At 69.7% G+C, this 14,127-nt stretch carries 13 protein-coding genes; 6 read left to right on the top strand and 7 right to left on the bottom strand.

What is annotated here, in order from left to right; genetic code table 11:
• Nucleotides 1-95: 95 nt before the first annotated feature.
• The 4 genes from ACIRA5_RS13670 (at nt 96) to ACIRA5_RS13655 (ending at nt 4,528) form a co-directional block, all read left to right on the top strand.
• Nucleotides 96-1,100 (top strand): CHRD domain-containing protein, encoded by a 1,005-nt coding sequence (locus ACIRA5_RS13670; protein ID WP_403690490.1) that lies wholly within the window; start codon nt 96-98, stop codon nt 1,098-1,100.
• 245 nt (nt 1,101-1,345) lie between these two features.
• The gene (locus ACIRA5_RS13665; RefSeq protein WP_403690488.1) at nt 1,346-2,569 is read left to right on the top strand and encodes an outer membrane lipoprotein carrier protein LolA; all 1,224 of its coding nucleotides are present in this window, start codon (nt 1,346-1,348) and stop codon (nt 2,567-2,569) included.
• 116 nt (nt 2,570-2,685) lie between these two features.
• Nucleotides 2,686-3,636, top strand: a complete 951-nt coding sequence (locus ACIRA5_RS13660; RefSeq protein WP_403690486.1) for an ABC transporter ATP-binding protein — start codon at nt 2,686-2,688, stop codon at nt 3,634-3,636.
• A complete protein-coding gene (locus ACIRA5_RS13655; protein ID WP_403690483.1) occupies nt 3,623-4,528 on the top strand; it encodes an ABC transporter permease in 906 nt (301 codons plus the stop codon). The genes ACIRA5_RS13660 and ACIRA5_RS13655 overlap by 14 nt, the downstream gene beginning before the upstream one ends.
• A gap of 3 nt (nt 4,529-4,531) precedes the next feature.
• Here the strand turns inward: ACIRA5_RS13655 and ACIRA5_RS13650 are convergent, their stop codons facing one another.
• Together ACIRA5_RS13650 and ACIRA5_RS13645 are read right to left on the bottom strand one after the other, a co-directional pair.
• Complete coding sequence (locus tag ACIRA5_RS13650; protein ID WP_403690480.1) at nt 4,532-5,149, bottom strand: flavodoxin family protein; 618 nt, start codon at nt 5,147-5,149, stop codon at nt 4,532-4,534.
• A gap of 196 nt (nt 5,150-5,345) precedes the next feature.
• Complete coding sequence (locus ACIRA5_RS13645; RefSeq protein ID WP_403690477.1) at nt 5,346-5,891, bottom strand: DUF6668 family protein; 546 nt, start codon at nt 5,889-5,891, stop codon at nt 5,346-5,348.
• Nucleotides 5,892-6,062: 171 nt separating this feature from the next.
• On the opposite strand from ACIRA5_RS13645, the gene ACIRA5_RS13640 reads away from it, so the two are divergent.
• Nucleotides 6,063-7,226, top strand: a complete 1,164-nt coding sequence (locus ACIRA5_RS13640) for a tetratricopeptide repeat protein (RefSeq protein ID WP_403690475.1) — start codon at nt 6,063-6,065, stop codon at nt 7,224-7,226.
• Nucleotides 7,227-7,276: 50 nt separating this feature from the next.
• Here the strand turns inward: ACIRA5_RS13640 and ACIRA5_RS13635 are convergent, their stop codons facing one another.
• The 3 genes from ACIRA5_RS13635 to ACIRA5_RS13625 all read right to left on the bottom strand — a co-directional run bounded on the left by ACIRA5_RS13635 (nt 7,277) and on the right by ACIRA5_RS13625 (nt 10,443).
• Complete coding sequence (locus tag ACIRA5_RS13635) at nt 7,277-8,224, bottom strand: M28 family metallopeptidase (RefSeq protein ID WP_403690473.1); 948 nt, start codon at nt 8,222-8,224, stop codon at nt 7,277-7,279.
• A gap of 149 nt (nt 8,225-8,373) precedes the next feature.
• Nucleotides 8,374-9,420 (bottom strand): EamA family transporter RarD, encoded by a 1,047-nt coding sequence (rarD, locus tag ACIRA5_RS13630; RefSeq protein ID WP_403690716.1) that lies wholly within the window; start codon nt 9,418-9,420, stop codon nt 8,374-8,376.
• A gap of 168 nt (nt 9,421-9,588) precedes the next feature.
• Nucleotides 9,589-10,443, bottom strand: a complete 855-nt coding sequence (locus tag ACIRA5_RS13625; RefSeq protein WP_403690470.1) for an SDR family oxidoreductase — start codon at nt 10,441-10,443, stop codon at nt 9,589-9,591.
• 227 nt (nt 10,444-10,670) lie between these two features.
• On the opposite strand from ACIRA5_RS13625, the gene ACIRA5_RS13620 reads away from it, so the two are divergent.
• Nucleotides 10,671-11,033, top strand: coding sequence for a winged helix-turn-helix transcriptional regulator (locus tag ACIRA5_RS13620; protein ID WP_403690714.1), 363 nt, complete (start codon nt 10,671-10,673; stop codon nt 11,031-11,033).
• A 58-nt stretch (nt 11,034-11,091) separates the two neighbouring features.
• On the opposite strand, the gene ACIRA5_RS13615 is transcribed toward ACIRA5_RS13620, so the two are convergent.
• Nucleotides 11,092-12,171: a 2-oxoacid:ferredoxin oxidoreductase subunit beta gene (locus ACIRA5_RS13615; protein ID WP_352046375.1), complete on the bottom strand. Its 1,080-nt coding sequence runs from the start codon at nt 12,169-12,171 to the stop codon at nt 11,092-11,094.
• Nucleotides 12,164-14,095, bottom strand: a complete 1,932-nt coding sequence (locus ACIRA5_RS13610) for a 2-oxoacid:acceptor oxidoreductase subunit alpha (protein WP_403690468.1) — start codon at nt 14,093-14,095, stop codon at nt 12,164-12,166. The genes ACIRA5_RS13615 and ACIRA5_RS13610 overlap by 8 nt, the downstream gene beginning before the upstream one ends.
• Nucleotides 14,096-14,127 lie beyond the last annotated feature (32 nt).

Raw genomic sequence — 14,127 nt, 5'->3', positions numbered from 1 at the left:
CAGTCCGTACTCCCGTACAGAAGCTGACGCAGGGGGCGTCGGCTGCATTACGGGGAGAAAAAAGAATCATGGAATCGAACGCCACGTTCAATGCCATGTCGGACATGCGTCGCAAGGGCCTGGTCATGGCCGGTGTCGCGGTGGCAGCCGCGGCTGGTGTCGCCGCCGCCGTCGTCCCGGCGGTCGCCGCCGCTGGCAGCCACCACGGTGGCCACGGCGGCATGAGCCACTCGACGCACGGCGACCAGACCATCGTCGCGCAGAGCGGAGTCGTCGGCGGCAGCGGCGGCATCATCTTCGCCAGCAGCCTCCGTGGCGCCAACGAGGTGCCCGTCCAGGGCGGCCCCGCCGTCGGCGACAAGGACGGCGCGGCCCTGGAGTTCATCAAGGTCAAGGGCGACAAGGTGTCCGTCGCCGTGACCTGGCGCGGCACCGGCAGGCCGACCATGCTCCACATCCACCAGGGCGCCAAGGGCACCAACGGTGGCGTCAAGATCGACTTCAGCGGGCTGCTCGGCAGGATCAAGGGCCACCACGTGGTCGGCACCGTGAAGGTGAAGGATGCCGCCCTGCTGGAGCGGTTGAAGAACGACCCGGGGGCGTTCTACGCCAATCTGCACACCGCCGAGTTCCCGGGTGGAGCCGTCCGCGGCCAGCTCCACAAGGTCACCGGCTCCTTCGACTTCCGTGACGCCCTGGGCAACTTCCAGGCGTCCGTGGTCAAGGGCAAGCAGATCTACGAGTGCAAGCCCGCCGAGGGCGGTGGCTACGCCTTCGCTCAGCGTGACGTCGCAGCGCTGCTCGGTGGCGACATCGTGCACACGTTCGTGAAGCCCAACTCCGGTACGCCGCAATGGGTCGCGCCCGACCGCAGCGCGGTCACCGGAGCGGTGATCTCCAAGACTCCGAACGGCGACAAGAACATCGCCGAGCTGGACCTCAAGGCCACCAGGTCCGGCAAGCACCGCGGTCTGCTGGCCGGCACGCAGGAAATCCTGCGGCTCAATACCGTGGGCGGCGTCGCCCCGGCCGGCTCCTGCTCGCCGGGCACGATCGTGGGCGTGCCCTACCAGGCGGACTACGTGTTCGTGCAGCGCTGACGGGTACCGGGGCGCTGTGAGGCTCAGGCGGTGGTTTCCCCAACCCCTACGGGTCGGGGGAGCCACCGCCTCCTCACGTCATACCGCAGGACTACGTGGAGTTGAGTCCGGGGTCTGACGCTTCTCGTCGGACGATTTGGTCAGATTGAGAACACCACTCCTCACCGGTTCGGGTGAGAATGGCGGCTATAGGGGTGGAGAAGTGAGGACGGTAGGCCGCCGCCGACGACGGAGGTAAGGCACACATGGCACCGTACGAATCCGACAGGACCGCCGGGGCGGAAGGGCTGCCCGACGAGGCCGACGACGTCCGCGCAGGCCGGCGCAAGGCGGCTCGTTACGTCGTTCCGGTCGCAGTGGTGGGGGTGGCGGCCGCGACCATCGGGCTCGTCCCGGCGCTCGCCGACTCCGGCGACCCCAGCCTGCCGAAGATCACCGCAGAGCAGCTCATCGAGAAGATCGCCAAGTCGGACGTCCAGCAGCTGTCCGGCACGGTCAAGGTCAGCACCGATCTTGGACTGCCCAGCCTGGGCGGCCTGGAGAGCGGCATGCTGTCCGGCGCCACCAAGGGGTCCGACGGCTCCTCCGCCGACCCGCAGTCCAAGCTCATGGAGCTGGCCTCCGGCACGCACACGGTGCGCGTCGCGGCCGACGGCCCGGGCAAGGCCAAGGTCTCCGTCCTGGAGAACGCCGCCGAGTACAGCATCATCCACAACGGCAACGACGTGTGGGCGTACGACAGCAAGTCGAACGAGGTGTACCACTCGACGGCCCCCGAAGCCGAAAAGGGCCAGGAGAAGGCGCCGAAGGACGTCCCGACGACGCCCAAGGAGCTCGCCGACGAGGCCCTGAAGTCGGTCGACGACACGACCTCCGTGACGGTCGACGGCACGGCGCAGGTCGCGGGCCGTGACGCCTACAAGCTGCTCATCAAGCCGAAGCAGTCCGGTTCCACGGTCGGCGCGATCACCGTCGCGGTGGACGCGAAGACCGGGGTGCCGCTGAAGTTCACGCTGGTCCCGACGGGTGGCGGCGCGGCCGTTGTGGACGCCGGGTTCACCCAGGTCGCCTTCGCCAAGCCGGCCGCCTCGACCTTCGACTTCACCCCGCCGAAGGGTGCGAAGGTCACCGAGGGCAAGGATGGCAAGGACACCAAGGCCCCGGAGTCCGCTCCGAACCGTGGTGACCTCGGCAAGGGGCTCGACGGTCTGAAGACCATCGGCAAGGGCTGGAACACCATCGCGGAGTTCGACACGGGCGGCCAGGGGATGCCCTCCGGCTCCTCGTCCGAGGGCGGCGACGTCTCCGGGTTCCTGAACTCCCTTGGTGACCACGTCAAGGGCAAGTTCGGCTCGGGCACGGTCTTCTCGACCCGCCTGGTCAACGCGCTGATCACGGACGACGGCAAGGTGTACGCCGGTGCGGTCACCAAGGACGCGCTGGTGAAGGCGGCCAACGCGGCCCACTGAGTACCGTACGTACGGAACTGACGTACGGAACTGACGTACGGAACTGACGTACGGAACTGACGTACGGAACCGGCATACGGAACCGACGTACGGACGAAGCCGAAACGAGGGAGCCCATGGAGGAGCGGTCCGACGAGGGCACGGTGATCGCCACCCGCGCGCTCACCAAGCGCTTCCGCGGCGGACAGCTCGCCGTGGACGGCCTCGATCTGACCGTCCCGGCGGGTAGTGTCTTCGGCTTCCTCGGACCCAACGGCTCGGGCAAGACCACCACCATCCGCATGCTGATGGGCCTGATCGAGCCGACCTCGGGCACGGCGCGTGTGCTGGGGCAGCCCATGCCCCGCGCCACCCGCGCCGTGCTCCCGCACGTGGGCGCCCTCATCGAGGGCCCCGCGCTGTACGGCTTCCTCTCCGGACGCGACAACCTCCTCCGGTACGACGCCGCCGACCCGACCGCCGACCCGCGCACCCGGCGGACCCGCGTCGAGGCCGCCCTCGACCGGGTCGGACTCACCGCGGCCGCGGGCAAGAAGGCGAAGGCGTACTCGCTCGGCATGAAGCAGCGGCTCGGGCTCGCGGCCGCGCTGCTCCAGCCCCGCCGCCTGCTCGTCCTGGACGAGCCGACCAATGGCCTCGACCCGCAGGGCATGCGCGAGATCCGTTCCCTCGTGAGGGAGCTGGCCTCGGACGGCACGACCGTCTTCCTCTCCTCACACCTGCTCGACGAGATCGAGCAGGTGTGCACGCACGCCGCCGTGATGGCACAGGGGCGGCTGATCACCCAGGGCCCGGTGGCGGAGCTCGCGGCGGGGGCGCGGGGCCGGCTGGTCGTGACCACCCCGGACCCCGGGGACGCGGCGCGTGTACTGAAGGAACAAGGAGTCACGGATCTCGTCGTGACGGAGACGGGCGTGAGTGCCGAACCTCCGGACCGCGAACTCGCCGAACTGAACGCCGCGTTGGTCACGGCGGGCGTCCGCGTCCGTGGCTTCGGCGTCGAACGGGCCTCACTGGAGGACGCGTTCGTGGCGCTGACAGGGGAGGGGTTCGATGTCGCGGGCTGAGGTCGAGGCCGGAGCCGAGGCGGTACGCGTCGGGGACACGGAGGTACGGAAACCGAGCCCCCTGTGGACCTTCGGACTCTTCCGCAGCGAGCTCCTCACCACCTTCCGGCGCTGGCGGACCATCGCGCTGCTCGCCGTGCTCGCGGCCGTGCCGATCCTCATCGGCATCGCGATCAAGATAGAGACGCGCGACGGCTCGACGGCGGGCGGTGGCGGCGAAGGACCGGCGTTCATCTCGCAGATCACCAACAACGGCCTGTTCCTGGTGTTCACGGCGCTCGCCGCGACCCTCCCCTTCTTCCTGCCGATGGCCATCGGCGTCATCGCGGGCGACGCGATCGCGGGCGAGGCGAACGCGGGGACGCTGCGCTACCTGCTGGTCGCGCCCGCCGGCCGTACCCGCCTGCTTGTCACCAAGTACGCGACCACCATGACGTTCTGCCTGGTCGCGACCCTGGTGGTGGCGCTCTCGGCGCTCACGGTCGGCGCGCTGCTCTTCCCCCTGGGCGAGCTGACGACGATCTCCGGGACCCGGATCAGCTTCACCGAGGGGCTCGGGCGGGCGCTTCTCATCGCGCTGGTCGTCGCCGCGTCACTGATCGGCGTCGCGGCCCTCGGCCTGTTCGTCTCGACGCTGACCAACAGCGGCATCGCGGCGATGGCGACGACGGTCGGCCTTCTCATCACCATCCAGATCCTCGACCAGATCCCCCAGCTCCACGCCCTCCAGCCGTACTTCTTCTCCCACTACTGGCTGTCCTTCGCCGACCTCATGCGCGACCCGGTGTACTGGGACGACCTCGTCCGCAATCTCGGACTCCAGGGCCTGTACGCGGCGGTGTTCGGCTCGGCGGCGTGGGCGCGGTTCACGGCGAAGGACATCACCGCGTAGCCGCTAGCACGCGGCGGCTGCCATGCCCTGCGTGTCGTGCGTCTCGTAGGGGTAGCGGGCGAGTGGTGCCTCCCGTGCGAAGAACGTCTTCGCATGCGCCAGCGCGGCCGTGTCCTTCAGCACGTCACCGGGCCTGCTGCCGTTGCCGAGCAGGACCCCGCCGAAACGCATGCCCAGGTACGCGGCCGAGTGATTGAGAGTGCCGATCAGCGGGTCGGCGACCTCTTCCTCCTCGTGCGCCAGCGCGGTGACGCCCCAGAGCGTGCGCCCCGCCATCCTGGCCTTGAAGTCGACGCCGGGCGTGCGCAGCCAGCCCGACCAGTAGTCCAGGTAGCGCTTGGTGAGGCCGGACACCGAGTACCAGTACAGCGGCGAGGCGATCACGATGTCGGTGGCCGCCAGGGTGGCGTCGAGCAGCAGCGCCGGATTGCTCCCCGCGGCCGGGTGTATGTGGTCGCTGTCGCGCCGCAGGTCCACGAAGTCGGGCAGCGCGTGCTCGGCGAGGCTCAGCCAGCGCTGTTCGACATCCGCGGGCAACTGTTCGGCGGCCCGGCGGGCCAGCAGCTCGGTGTTGCCGTCGGGGCGGCTGCTGCCGAGCAGGAACAGGAAGTGACGGCTCATGGGTCCCCCAGGGTGCGCGTGCGACGGGCCGCGGAACGCCACGACCCGCAACTATATGCGTACACAATATATGCATACGCATGTGACGTCCATGCCGGGAGACAGGGACGGCGGATGCCGGATGCCGGATGCCGGATGCCGGACGCCGACCACCGGCATCCGGCCTATCCAGGGTTCTGTCGGGGTCCTGCCCGGGTCAGGGCAGGCGCGCAGCGCCCGTCAGGCGGGCCAGCGCGGCCGTCTCGCGGGGCAACGCCGAGGTGAGGTCACCGATCCGCCACGCCGGGATCCACGGCACCTGATACACGTCGATCAGTGAATCGATCACCTTGACGCGCTGGGCGAGCGGGCGGGGCAGCCGTCCGGGCGCGTCCGCGACCAGCACCACGGCGTCGAGGTCGAGCCCCGGGGGCGCCTCGCCCCGGCGGAAGGTGTCGAGCGTGTGCGAGACGGCGTCCAGTCCCGCCGCGTGCGTACGCCCGACGAGGAGCACCGACCCCGGTTCTCCCTGGTCGGGCCGGGGCCAGTTCCGCCCGGCGTCATGGCCGCCGAAGACCGCGGCGAGCGTGGTGGTGCCGGCCCCGCCGTGCGTCGCGACCCAGGCGAACCGCCGTGGACCGACGGCGTGGCCGGGTTCGCCCCCGCCGGGTTCAGGCCACAGAATGGGTTCCACTGTGTCGGCGACCGGCCCGCGGAGCCAGATCTCGGGTCTCTCCGCCTCCTGCCGCATGCTCCCCTGCATCACCCTGACCACTCTCCTCGGTCGTTGTCGGCGTAATCGGCCACTCTTACGAGGCTGTGACGCCGTAGTGACGCATGCAGCGGTGGTGAGCCGAGAGACTTGACTGTATGTACCTGGCGGGATCTTGAGGCAAGGTCGACGCATGGAAGTACGACCCGAGTGAGGGAATCGATGTCTCGACTCAGCCGCGAACAGAAGCGGGAATCCAAGCGGCAGCGCTCGGCGGTCGGCCCCGGTGCCGGCCCGTTGGAGGTGTGGGTCACCGCGCCCGCGGGGGAAAGCGAGGGCGGTGTCACGGTCGGCGGTGTGCCGGTCGGCGTCGTGCCAGGCGAGACCGTCCAGGCCGCCGTCCTGAACCACCTCCACCGACTCGCCCTCGCCGCCGGTCACTCCGTCCTCGCCACCATCCACGACGAGCGGATCGGCTTCGTCGTACCGCTGGAGGTGTACGGGGACGGGTCGAGCCGGTACACGGGCGAGCCGGTACGGGTGGGGCCGCCGGCCGAGGTGCCCGCAGCCCCTCCCGCGATGCCTGCTGCCCCTCCCGCGATGCCGGCGGCCCCACCGGCGCCGCCGCGGGTGCCGGTCTCGGAGCCTCGGCCGCTGCCCGGGGCCGCGGCGACGCATGTGCTGCGGGCGCTGCCGGAGCCGACGCGGGACGCGGCCCCCGGCGTCGCGGTGGCTCCGACGGGCGAGTTCGGCCCGCCGCCCGTGGGGCTGACGCCTGAGCGTCCGGCCCCCGCGATGGAGGCCATGTCCGTCATGGATCCCGAGCCGGAACCGAAGCCCACTCCCGCGCGCGGCTTCGACGCCGTCGCCGAGTCCGTGCTGGCACCGGTTCAGGAGACGGAGGGCGCGGCGTTCCTCGTGGAGCCCGTGGCGCGGATCAACGAGGCCGTGAAGATGGGCCGGATCGAAGAGGCCACGGGGATGGCGCAGCGGGTCGGCGCGGACGCGTCGCGGTCGCTGGGCCCCGAGCACCCGGAGGTGCTGCGGCTGCGCGAGCTGACCTCGTACATCGCCTATTTGGCCGGTGACCCGCTCCGGGCGTTCCACCTGTCCCTCGACCTCGCCCGGGTCCGCAGGCGGCACCAGGACCCCGAGGCCGCGTACGGCAACGTACAGAGCGCCGCCTCGGCCTGGCGCGCCGTGCGTGATCCCGTGCAGGGGCTGAACCTGGGGCAGGACCTGATCACGCTGTGGGCCGAGCTCGTGGCCGACGGCGGCCCCGCCGCCGACGACCTCGAACAGCTCGAGTCGGCCCGCACCCGCATGACCCGCCTCGCGGAGCGTGCCCGGGCCCGCTCCCTGGCGGACAACCCGTACACCCCCTAGGAGGGCAGGGAGGACGAGGAGCTCCAGTGGGCCCTAGGAGCCCAGGAATCCTAGGAGGACAGCGTCCACACGGCGTACGCCAGCGCGTCCGCGTTCCGGTTCAGCGCCGTGTCGTCGATGTTGGACGCCGTGTCGCAGGAGGCGTGGTAGCAGCGGTCGAAGGCCTGGCCGGAGGTGCCGCCCCACTTGGCGGCCTGGGCGGCCGTCTTGATGTAGTCGGCGCCGCTGAAGAGACCACCGACCGGGACGCCCACGTTCTTGAAGGGGGAGTGGTCCGAGCGGCCGTCACCCTCGGTCTCCGGCTCCGTGGCGATGCCGACGCCCGCGAAGTAGTCCTTGAAGGTCTTCTCGATCGTGGGGTCGTCGTCGTAGACGAAGTAGCCGGGGTTCGGTGAGCCGATCATGTCGAAGTTCAGATAGTCGCTGATCTTCGCCCGGTTCGCGGAGGACAGGCTGTTCACGTAGTACTTCGAGCCGACCATCCCCAGCTCCTCCGCGCCCCACCAGGCGAACCGCAGGTGCTTGGTGGGCTGGTACTGGGCCCGGGAGACGGCGAGCGCGGTCTCCAGGATCGCGGCGGACCCGGATCCGTTGTCGTTGATGCCGGGTCCCGCGGTCACGCTGTCGAGGTGGGAGCCCGCCATGACGACCTGGTTGGCGTCGCCGCCGGGCCAGTCGGCGATCAGGTTGTACCCGGTGCGGCCGGAGGACGTGAACTGCTGGAGGGTCGTGCTGAATCCGGCCGCGTCCAGCTTCGCCTTCACATAGTCGATGGAGGCCTTGTAGCCGGTGCGGCCGTGTGCGCGATTGCCGCCGTTGGCGGTGGCGATGGACTGCAGCTGTGCGAGATGGGCCTTGACGTTGGCCACGGGAATGTCGGGTGCGGCTGCCGCGGCGGTGGGGGCCGGCGCCGCGCCGGTTATCGCGCCGGTGGTGAGGAGCGTGACGGCCGCGACGACGACGGCGCCGGTGGCACGCCCGGGAACGGAGAGCTTCATGTGGGGGGCTCCGGATTCCTTGTGGGAATGAGGTGCCTGATGGTGTTTCTGAGGCTGACGTTCCGTCAAGAGTGCAATCCGGTCAGGGTGGTTCGCATGGCGAACCCGGGTCGCCGGGGCGGGCGACGCTCACTGCACGCACGCTCCCGCTACGACTTGGCGTCCATGGCGGCGGCACCCCGCACGCCGGCGACGGCACCCGCGAGCGCCCCGGCCCTGAGCGCCCGAGCCGCCCGCCGCGCGGTCCGCAGCGCGTCGAAGGTGAGCAGCGACAGCGCGAGCCAGACCAGCGCGAACCCGGCCCACCGCTCCGGCGGCATGGCCTCGTGGAAGTAGAGGATGCCGAGCAGGAACTGGAACACCGGGGCGAGGTACTGCAGCAGTCCCAGCGTGGACAACGGCACCCGTATCGCGGCCGCGCCGAAGCACACCAGCGGAAGTGCGGTCACCACGCCCGTCGCCGCGAGCAACGTCGCGTGCCCCGCGCCCTCCGTGCCGAAGGTCGCGCCCCCGCTCGAACCCAGCCACAGCAGATAGGCGAGCGCGGGCAGGAACTGGATCGCCGTCTCGGCGGCGAGTGACTCGATCCCGCCGAGGTTGACCTTCTTCTTCACCAGCCCGTACGTGGCGAAGGAGAAGGCGAGGGTGAGGGAGATCCACGGTGGCCGGCCGTACCCGATGGTGAGGACGAGCACCGCGGAGAAGCCGACACCGACCGCCGTCCACTGCAGGGGGCGCAGCCGTTCCTTCAGCAGCAGGACGCCCATGGCGATGGTGACGAGCGGGTTGATGAAGTAGCCGAGGGACGCCTCGACGACGTGCTCGCTGTTCACGGCCCAGATGTAGACGCCCCAGTTGACCGTGATCACGGCCGCCGCGACGCTGATCAGCGCCAGCCTGCGCGGCTGTCGCAGCAGCTCGCCGAGCCAGGCCCAGCGCCGCATCACCAGCAGGGCGATGCCGACCACGGCGAGGGACCACACCATCCGGTGGGCGAGGATCTCGAGGGCTCCGGCCGGCTTCAGCAGCGGCCAGAAGAGCGGAACGAGCCCCCACATGCCGTACGCGGCGAAGCCGTTCAACAGACCGACGCGCTGCTCGGCCCTGGATATCAGGGGACCCGTCGAGTCGGCGGGGCCCCCGGAACCCGCGGAGCCGGCGGGGCCCCCGGAACCAGCGGAGCCGGCCGCACCCATCGAATTCTTCGCCTGCTGCACGGCCACCGGCCCTCCCTCTCGAACAGCTGCTCCCGTGCAGCCTCCAAGAAGGTAGCGTCGAGCACCCCCGCCTGTCATGCCCGTATCGCTATACGGTCATGACAGGCGGGGGTTCGGAGGGCGACGGTGCCAGGGCCCGAGGGGGAGTCAGCCCTTCAGCGCCGCCGCGATCGACTCGGCGACCGGCGTGGTCGGGCGGCCGGTCAGCCGGGACAGGTCACCGCTGGTGCCCGCGAGCTCGCCCTTCTCGATGGACGCGTCGACGCCCGCCAGGGTCGCGGCGAGGGGGCCGGGCAGTCCGGCGCCGGTCAGGATGCCGGTGAGCGCCTCGACGGAGACGGCGTTGTAGACGATCTCCTTGCCGGACCGCTCGGCCACCAGGGCGGCGTACTCGGCGAAGCTCCACGCGGTGTCGCCGCTCAGCTCGTACGTCTTGTTCTCGTGGCCCTCGCCGCTCAGTACGGCCACGGCGGCGGCCGCGTAGTCCGCGCGGGAGGCGGAGGCGACCTTGCCGTCGCCGGCGGCCTGGGTGACGGCGCCGTACTCGAGGACCGGGGCGAGGTTCTCGGTGTAGTTCTCGTTGTACCAGCCGTTGCGCAGCAGGGCGTAGGGCACACCCGACTCCAGGATCGCCTTCTCGGTGCCCTTGTGGTCGTCGGCGAGGGCGGCGGTGAGGGTGCCCGGCGCGCTGGTGTACGCGAAGAGCGAGACCCCGGCGGCCTTGGCGGCGTCCAGGACGACCTGGTGCTGGGCCACGCGGCCCTTGTCGAACTCGTTGCCGGAGATGAGCAGTACCTTGTCGCCGGCGGCGAAGAGGGTTCCGAAGGTCTCGGGCTCGTTGTAGTCGGCGACCGCGATCTTCACGCCGCGGGCCGCGAAGCCGGCGGCCTTCTCCGTGTCGCGGACGACGGCGGTGATCTGGTCGGCCGGAACCCTCTCCAGCAGTCCCTCGATGACGTGGCGGCCGAGGTGTCCGGTGGCTCCGGTGACGACGATGCTCATGGCTTGGCTCCTTGTGGGGTGGGTCTGTCACTAACCCTAGGAGGTGCGCTAACTCTGCGAAAGTACCAACTTTGAAGTAAGGTACTGGCATGGGAGTAAGTGCAGAGGCATCCACCGACACCCCGGCCGCGTCCAAGACTGCGGCCGTCTCCAAGCCTGCGGTCGTCTCCAAGCCTGCGGTCGTCTCCAAGCCTGCGGCCGTCTCCAAGTACGACACGGGCGAGGCGATGTGTCCGTACCGCCTGGTCCTGGAGCACGTCACCAGCCGCTGGGGTGTGCTCGTACTGATCGAGCTCCTCGACCGCCCCTACCGCTTCAGCGAGCTGCGCCGGGCGATCGGCCGGGTCAGCGAGAAGATGCTCACCCAGACCCTCCAGACCCTGGAGCGCGACGGTCTCGTCCACCGTGACGCGCAGCCCGTGATCCCGCCCCGCGTCGACTACTCGCTCACCGAACTGGGCCGCGAGGCCGCCGAGCAGGTGCGCGCCCTGGCCGTCTGGACCAAGGACCGGATGGACGACGTGGAGAAGTCCCGCCACGCGTACGACGAGGCCCGGGTGTCAGCCACCCGGGCCCGTGGAACTTCTTGAACGCCTCGACGAACGCTTTGAGCAACGCCTTGAGGAACGCCTCGAGCGGTCGGCTCGCTCAGCCGACGACCGTCCAGGTGTCCCCGCCCGCGAGGAGCGTCGCGAGGTCGCCCTTGCCGTTCTGTTCGATGGCCGTGTCGAGCTGGTCGGCCATCTGGGTGTCGTAGACCGGCCGCTCCACGGAGCGCAGGACGCCGATCGGGGTGTGGTGCAGGGTGTCCGGGTCGGCCAGCCGGGAGAGCGCGAAGGCCGTGGTCGGGGACGCGGAGTGGGCGTCGTGGACCAGGATCTGTGCCTCGTTCTCCGGGGTGACGGTGACGACCTTCAGGTCACCGGTCAGCTGATCCCGTACGACACCCTTGTCGCGGTCCGCGCCGAAGCGGATCTGCTGCCCGTGTTCGAGCCGGATCACCGCCTCCTCGGCCTGCTGCTTGTCCTTGAGGGCCTCGAAGGCGCCGTCGTTGAAGATGTTGCAGTTCTGGTAGATCTCCACCAGCGCCGTGCCCGGGTGGGCGGCGGCCTGCCGCAGTACGTCGGTGAGGTGCTTGCGGTCGGAGTCCACGGTCCGGGCCACGAAGGACGCCTCCGCGCCGATGGCCAGGGACACCGGGTTGAAGGGCGCGTCCAGCGAGCCCATCGGCGTCGACTTGGTGATCTTGCCGACCTCGGAGGTCGGCGAGTACTGCCCCTTGGTGAGGCCGTAGATCCGGTTGTTGAACAGCAGGATCTTCAGGTTCACGTTGCGGCGCAGCGCGTGGATCAGATGGTTGCCGCCGATGGAGAGGGCGTCCCCGTCACCGGTCACCACCCACACGCTCAGATCCCGCCTGCTGGAGGCGAGGCCCGTCGCGATGGCGGGCGCGCGGCCGTGGATGGAGTGCATGCCGTACGTGTCCATGTAGTACGGGAAGCGGGACGAGCAGCCGATGCCCGACACGAAGACGATGTTCTCCTTGGCGAGGCCGAGCTCGGGCATGAAGCCCTGTACGGCGGCCAGGATTGCGTAGTCACCGCAACCGGGGCACCAGCGCACTTCCTGATCGGACTTGAAGTCCTTCATGGACTGCCTGGCCTCGGCCTTGGGCACCAGACTGAGGGCTTCGATCGTGTCCGCGCTTCCTGTGGTCGTCTCAGCCATCGATGGCCTCCTTGAGCGCCGTGGCGAGCTGTTCGGCCTTGAACGGCATGCCGTTGACCTGGTTGTAGGAGTGCGCGTCGACCAGGTACTTCGCCCGGACGAGCGTGGCGAGCTGGCCGAGGTTCATCTCGGGGATCACCACCTTCTCGTAACGCCCCAGCACCGCGCCGAGATTCCGGGGGAAGGGGTTGAGGTGGCGCAGATGGGCCTGCGCGATGTTCTCCCCGGCCGCCCGCAGTCGCCGTACCGCCGCGGTGATGGGTCCGTACGTCGAACCCCAGCCCAGAACGAGGGTGTCGGCCTCGCCGGAGGGGTCGTCGACCTCGATGTCCGGGACCTCGATGCCGTCGATCTTCGCCTGGCGGGTGCGGACCATGAAGTCGTGGTTGGCGGGGTCGTAGGAGATGTTGCCCGTGCCGTCCTGCTTCTCGATGCCGCCGATGCGGTGCTCGAGTCCCGGTGTGCCCGGGATCGCCCACGGGCGGGCCAGGGTCCCCGGGTCGCGCTTGTAGGGCCAGAACACCTCGGTGCCGTCGTCCAGGGTGTGGTTCGGACCTTGCGCGAACTGCACCCGCAGGTCCGGAAGCTCGTCGACCTCCGGGATCCGCCACGGTTCGGAGCCGTTGGCCAGGTAGCCGTCGGAGAGGAGGAGGACGGGGGTGCGGTAGGTGAGGGCGATCCGGGCCGCCTCCAGGGCGGCGTCGAAGCAGTCGGTCGGCGTGCACGGGGCGACCACCGGGACCGGGGCCTCTCCGTTGCGCCCGTACATCGCCTGGAGCAGGTCCGCCTGCTCCGTCTTCGTCGGCAGCCCCGTGGAAGGCCCGCCGCGCTGGATGTCGATGACCAGCAGTGGCAGTTCGAGGGAGACCGCGAGCCCGATGGTCTCCGACTTCAGCGCCACGCCCGGCCCGGAGGTGGTGGTGACGGCGAGGGAGCCGCCGAAGGCCGCGCCCAGGGCCGCGCCGATGCCCGCGATCTCGTCCTCGGCCTGGAAGGTGCGCACGCCGAAGTTCTTCTGCCGGCTCAGCTCGTGCAGGATGTCGGAGGCCGGGGTGATCGGGTAGGAGCCCAGGTAGAGGGGCAGGTCCGCCTGTTTGGAGGCGGCGATCAGGCCGTACGACAGGGCCAGGTTCCCGGAGATGTTGCGGTAGGTGCCGGTCGGGAAGGTCTTGGCGGCCGGGGCGACCTCGTAGGAGACCGCGAAGTCCTCGGTCGTCTCGCCGAAGTTCCAGCCCGCCCGGAACGCGGCGATGTTGGCGGCGGCGATCTCGGGCTTCTTCGCGAACTTGTTCCGCAGGAACTTCTCGGTGCCCTCGGTGGGCCGGTGGTACATCCAGGACAGCAGGCCCAGCGCGAACATGTTCTTGCTGCGCTCGGCCTCCTTGCGGGACAGCTCGAACTCCTTGAGCGCCTCGACCGTCATCGTCGTCAGCGGGACCGGATGGACGGCGTACCCGTCCAGCGAACCGTCCTCCAGCGGGCTGGCGGCGTATCCGACCTTCGCCATCGCCCGCTTGGTGAACTCGTCCGTGTTGACGATGATCTCCGCGCCACGCGGCACGTCACCGATGTTCGCCTTCAGGGCGGCCGGGTTCATGGCTACCAGGACATTCGGCGCGTCACCGGGAGTGAGGATGTCATGGTCCGCGAAATGCAGCTGAAATGAAGAAACGCCCGGCAGTGTGCCTGCGGGCGCTCGGATTTCGGCGGGGAAGTTCGGCAGCGTGGAAAGATCATTGCCGAAGGACGCCGTTTCGGAGGTGAAGCGGTCGCCGGTGAGTTGCATTCCATCACCGGAGTCACCCGCGAACCGGATGATCACCCGGTCGAGCCGGCGAGTTTCCTTTGCCCTCGCCGGTTTGCGCTGTTCTCCTACGACGGCTCCGTCGGCATGCTCCGCTGGGCTACTGACCTGGCTGGTCACTTAACTGGACCTCCTTCGAGGCGGCTGTCTGG

It is taken from the genome of Streptomyces sp. NPDC096311, assembly GCF_044763085.1.
Taxonomy (GTDB): domain Bacteria; phylum Actinomycetota; class Actinomycetes; order Streptomycetales; family Streptomycetaceae; genus Streptomyces.
Note: the sequence above shows the minus strand (reverse complement) of the source record. Positions and strands in the feature narration are given on the sequence as shown.

Excerpts from the sequence above, each read along its gene's own strand:
- ACIRA5_RS13645 (WP_403690477.1), bottom strand. The coding sequence starts at position 5,891 with ATGCAGGGGAGCATGCGGCAGGAGGCGGAGAGACCCGAGATCTGGCTC.
- ACIRA5_RS13635 (WP_403690473.1), bottom strand. The coding sequence starts at position 8,224 with ATGAAGCTCTCCGTTCCCGGGCGTGCCACCGGCGCCGTCGTCGTCGCG.
- ACIRA5_RS13615 (WP_352046375.1), bottom strand. The coding sequence starts at position 12,171 with ATGGCTGAGACGACCACAGGAAGCGCGGACACGATCGAAGCCCTCAGT.
- ACIRA5_RS13660 (WP_403690486.1), top strand. The coding sequence starts at position 2,686 with ATGGAGGAGCGGTCCGACGAGGGCACGGTGATCGCCACCCGCGCGCTC.
- ACIRA5_RS13620 (WP_403690714.1), top strand. The coding sequence starts at position 10,671 with ATGTGTCCGTACCGCCTGGTCCTGGAGCACGTCACCAGCCGCTGGGGT.
- ACIRA5_RS13640 (WP_403690475.1), top strand. The coding sequence starts at position 6,063 with ATGTCTCGACTCAGCCGCGAACAGAAGCGGGAATCCAAGCGGCAGCGC.
- ACIRA5_RS13650 (WP_403690480.1), bottom strand. The coding sequence starts at position 5,149 with ATGAGCCGTCACTTCCTGTTCCTGCTCGGCAGCAGCCGCCCCGACGGC.
- ACIRA5_RS13670 (WP_403690490.1), top strand. The coding sequence starts at position 96 with ATGTCGGACATGCGTCGCAAGGGCCTGGTCATGGCCGGTGTCGCGGTG.
- ACIRA5_RS13655 (WP_403690483.1), top strand. The coding sequence starts at position 3,623 with ATGTCGCGGGCTGAGGTCGAGGCCGGAGCCGAGGCGGTACGCGTCGGG.
- rarD (WP_403690716.1), bottom strand. The coding sequence starts at position 9,420 with ATGGGTGCGGCCGGCTCCGCTGGTTCCGGGGGCCCCGCCGGCTCCGCG.
- ACIRA5_RS13665 (WP_403690488.1), top strand. The coding sequence starts at position 1,346 with ATGGCACCGTACGAATCCGACAGGACCGCCGGGGCGGAAGGGCTGCCC.
- ACIRA5_RS13625 (WP_403690470.1), bottom strand. The coding sequence starts at position 10,443 with ATGAGCATCGTCGTCACCGGAGCCACCGGACACCTCGGCCGCCACGTC.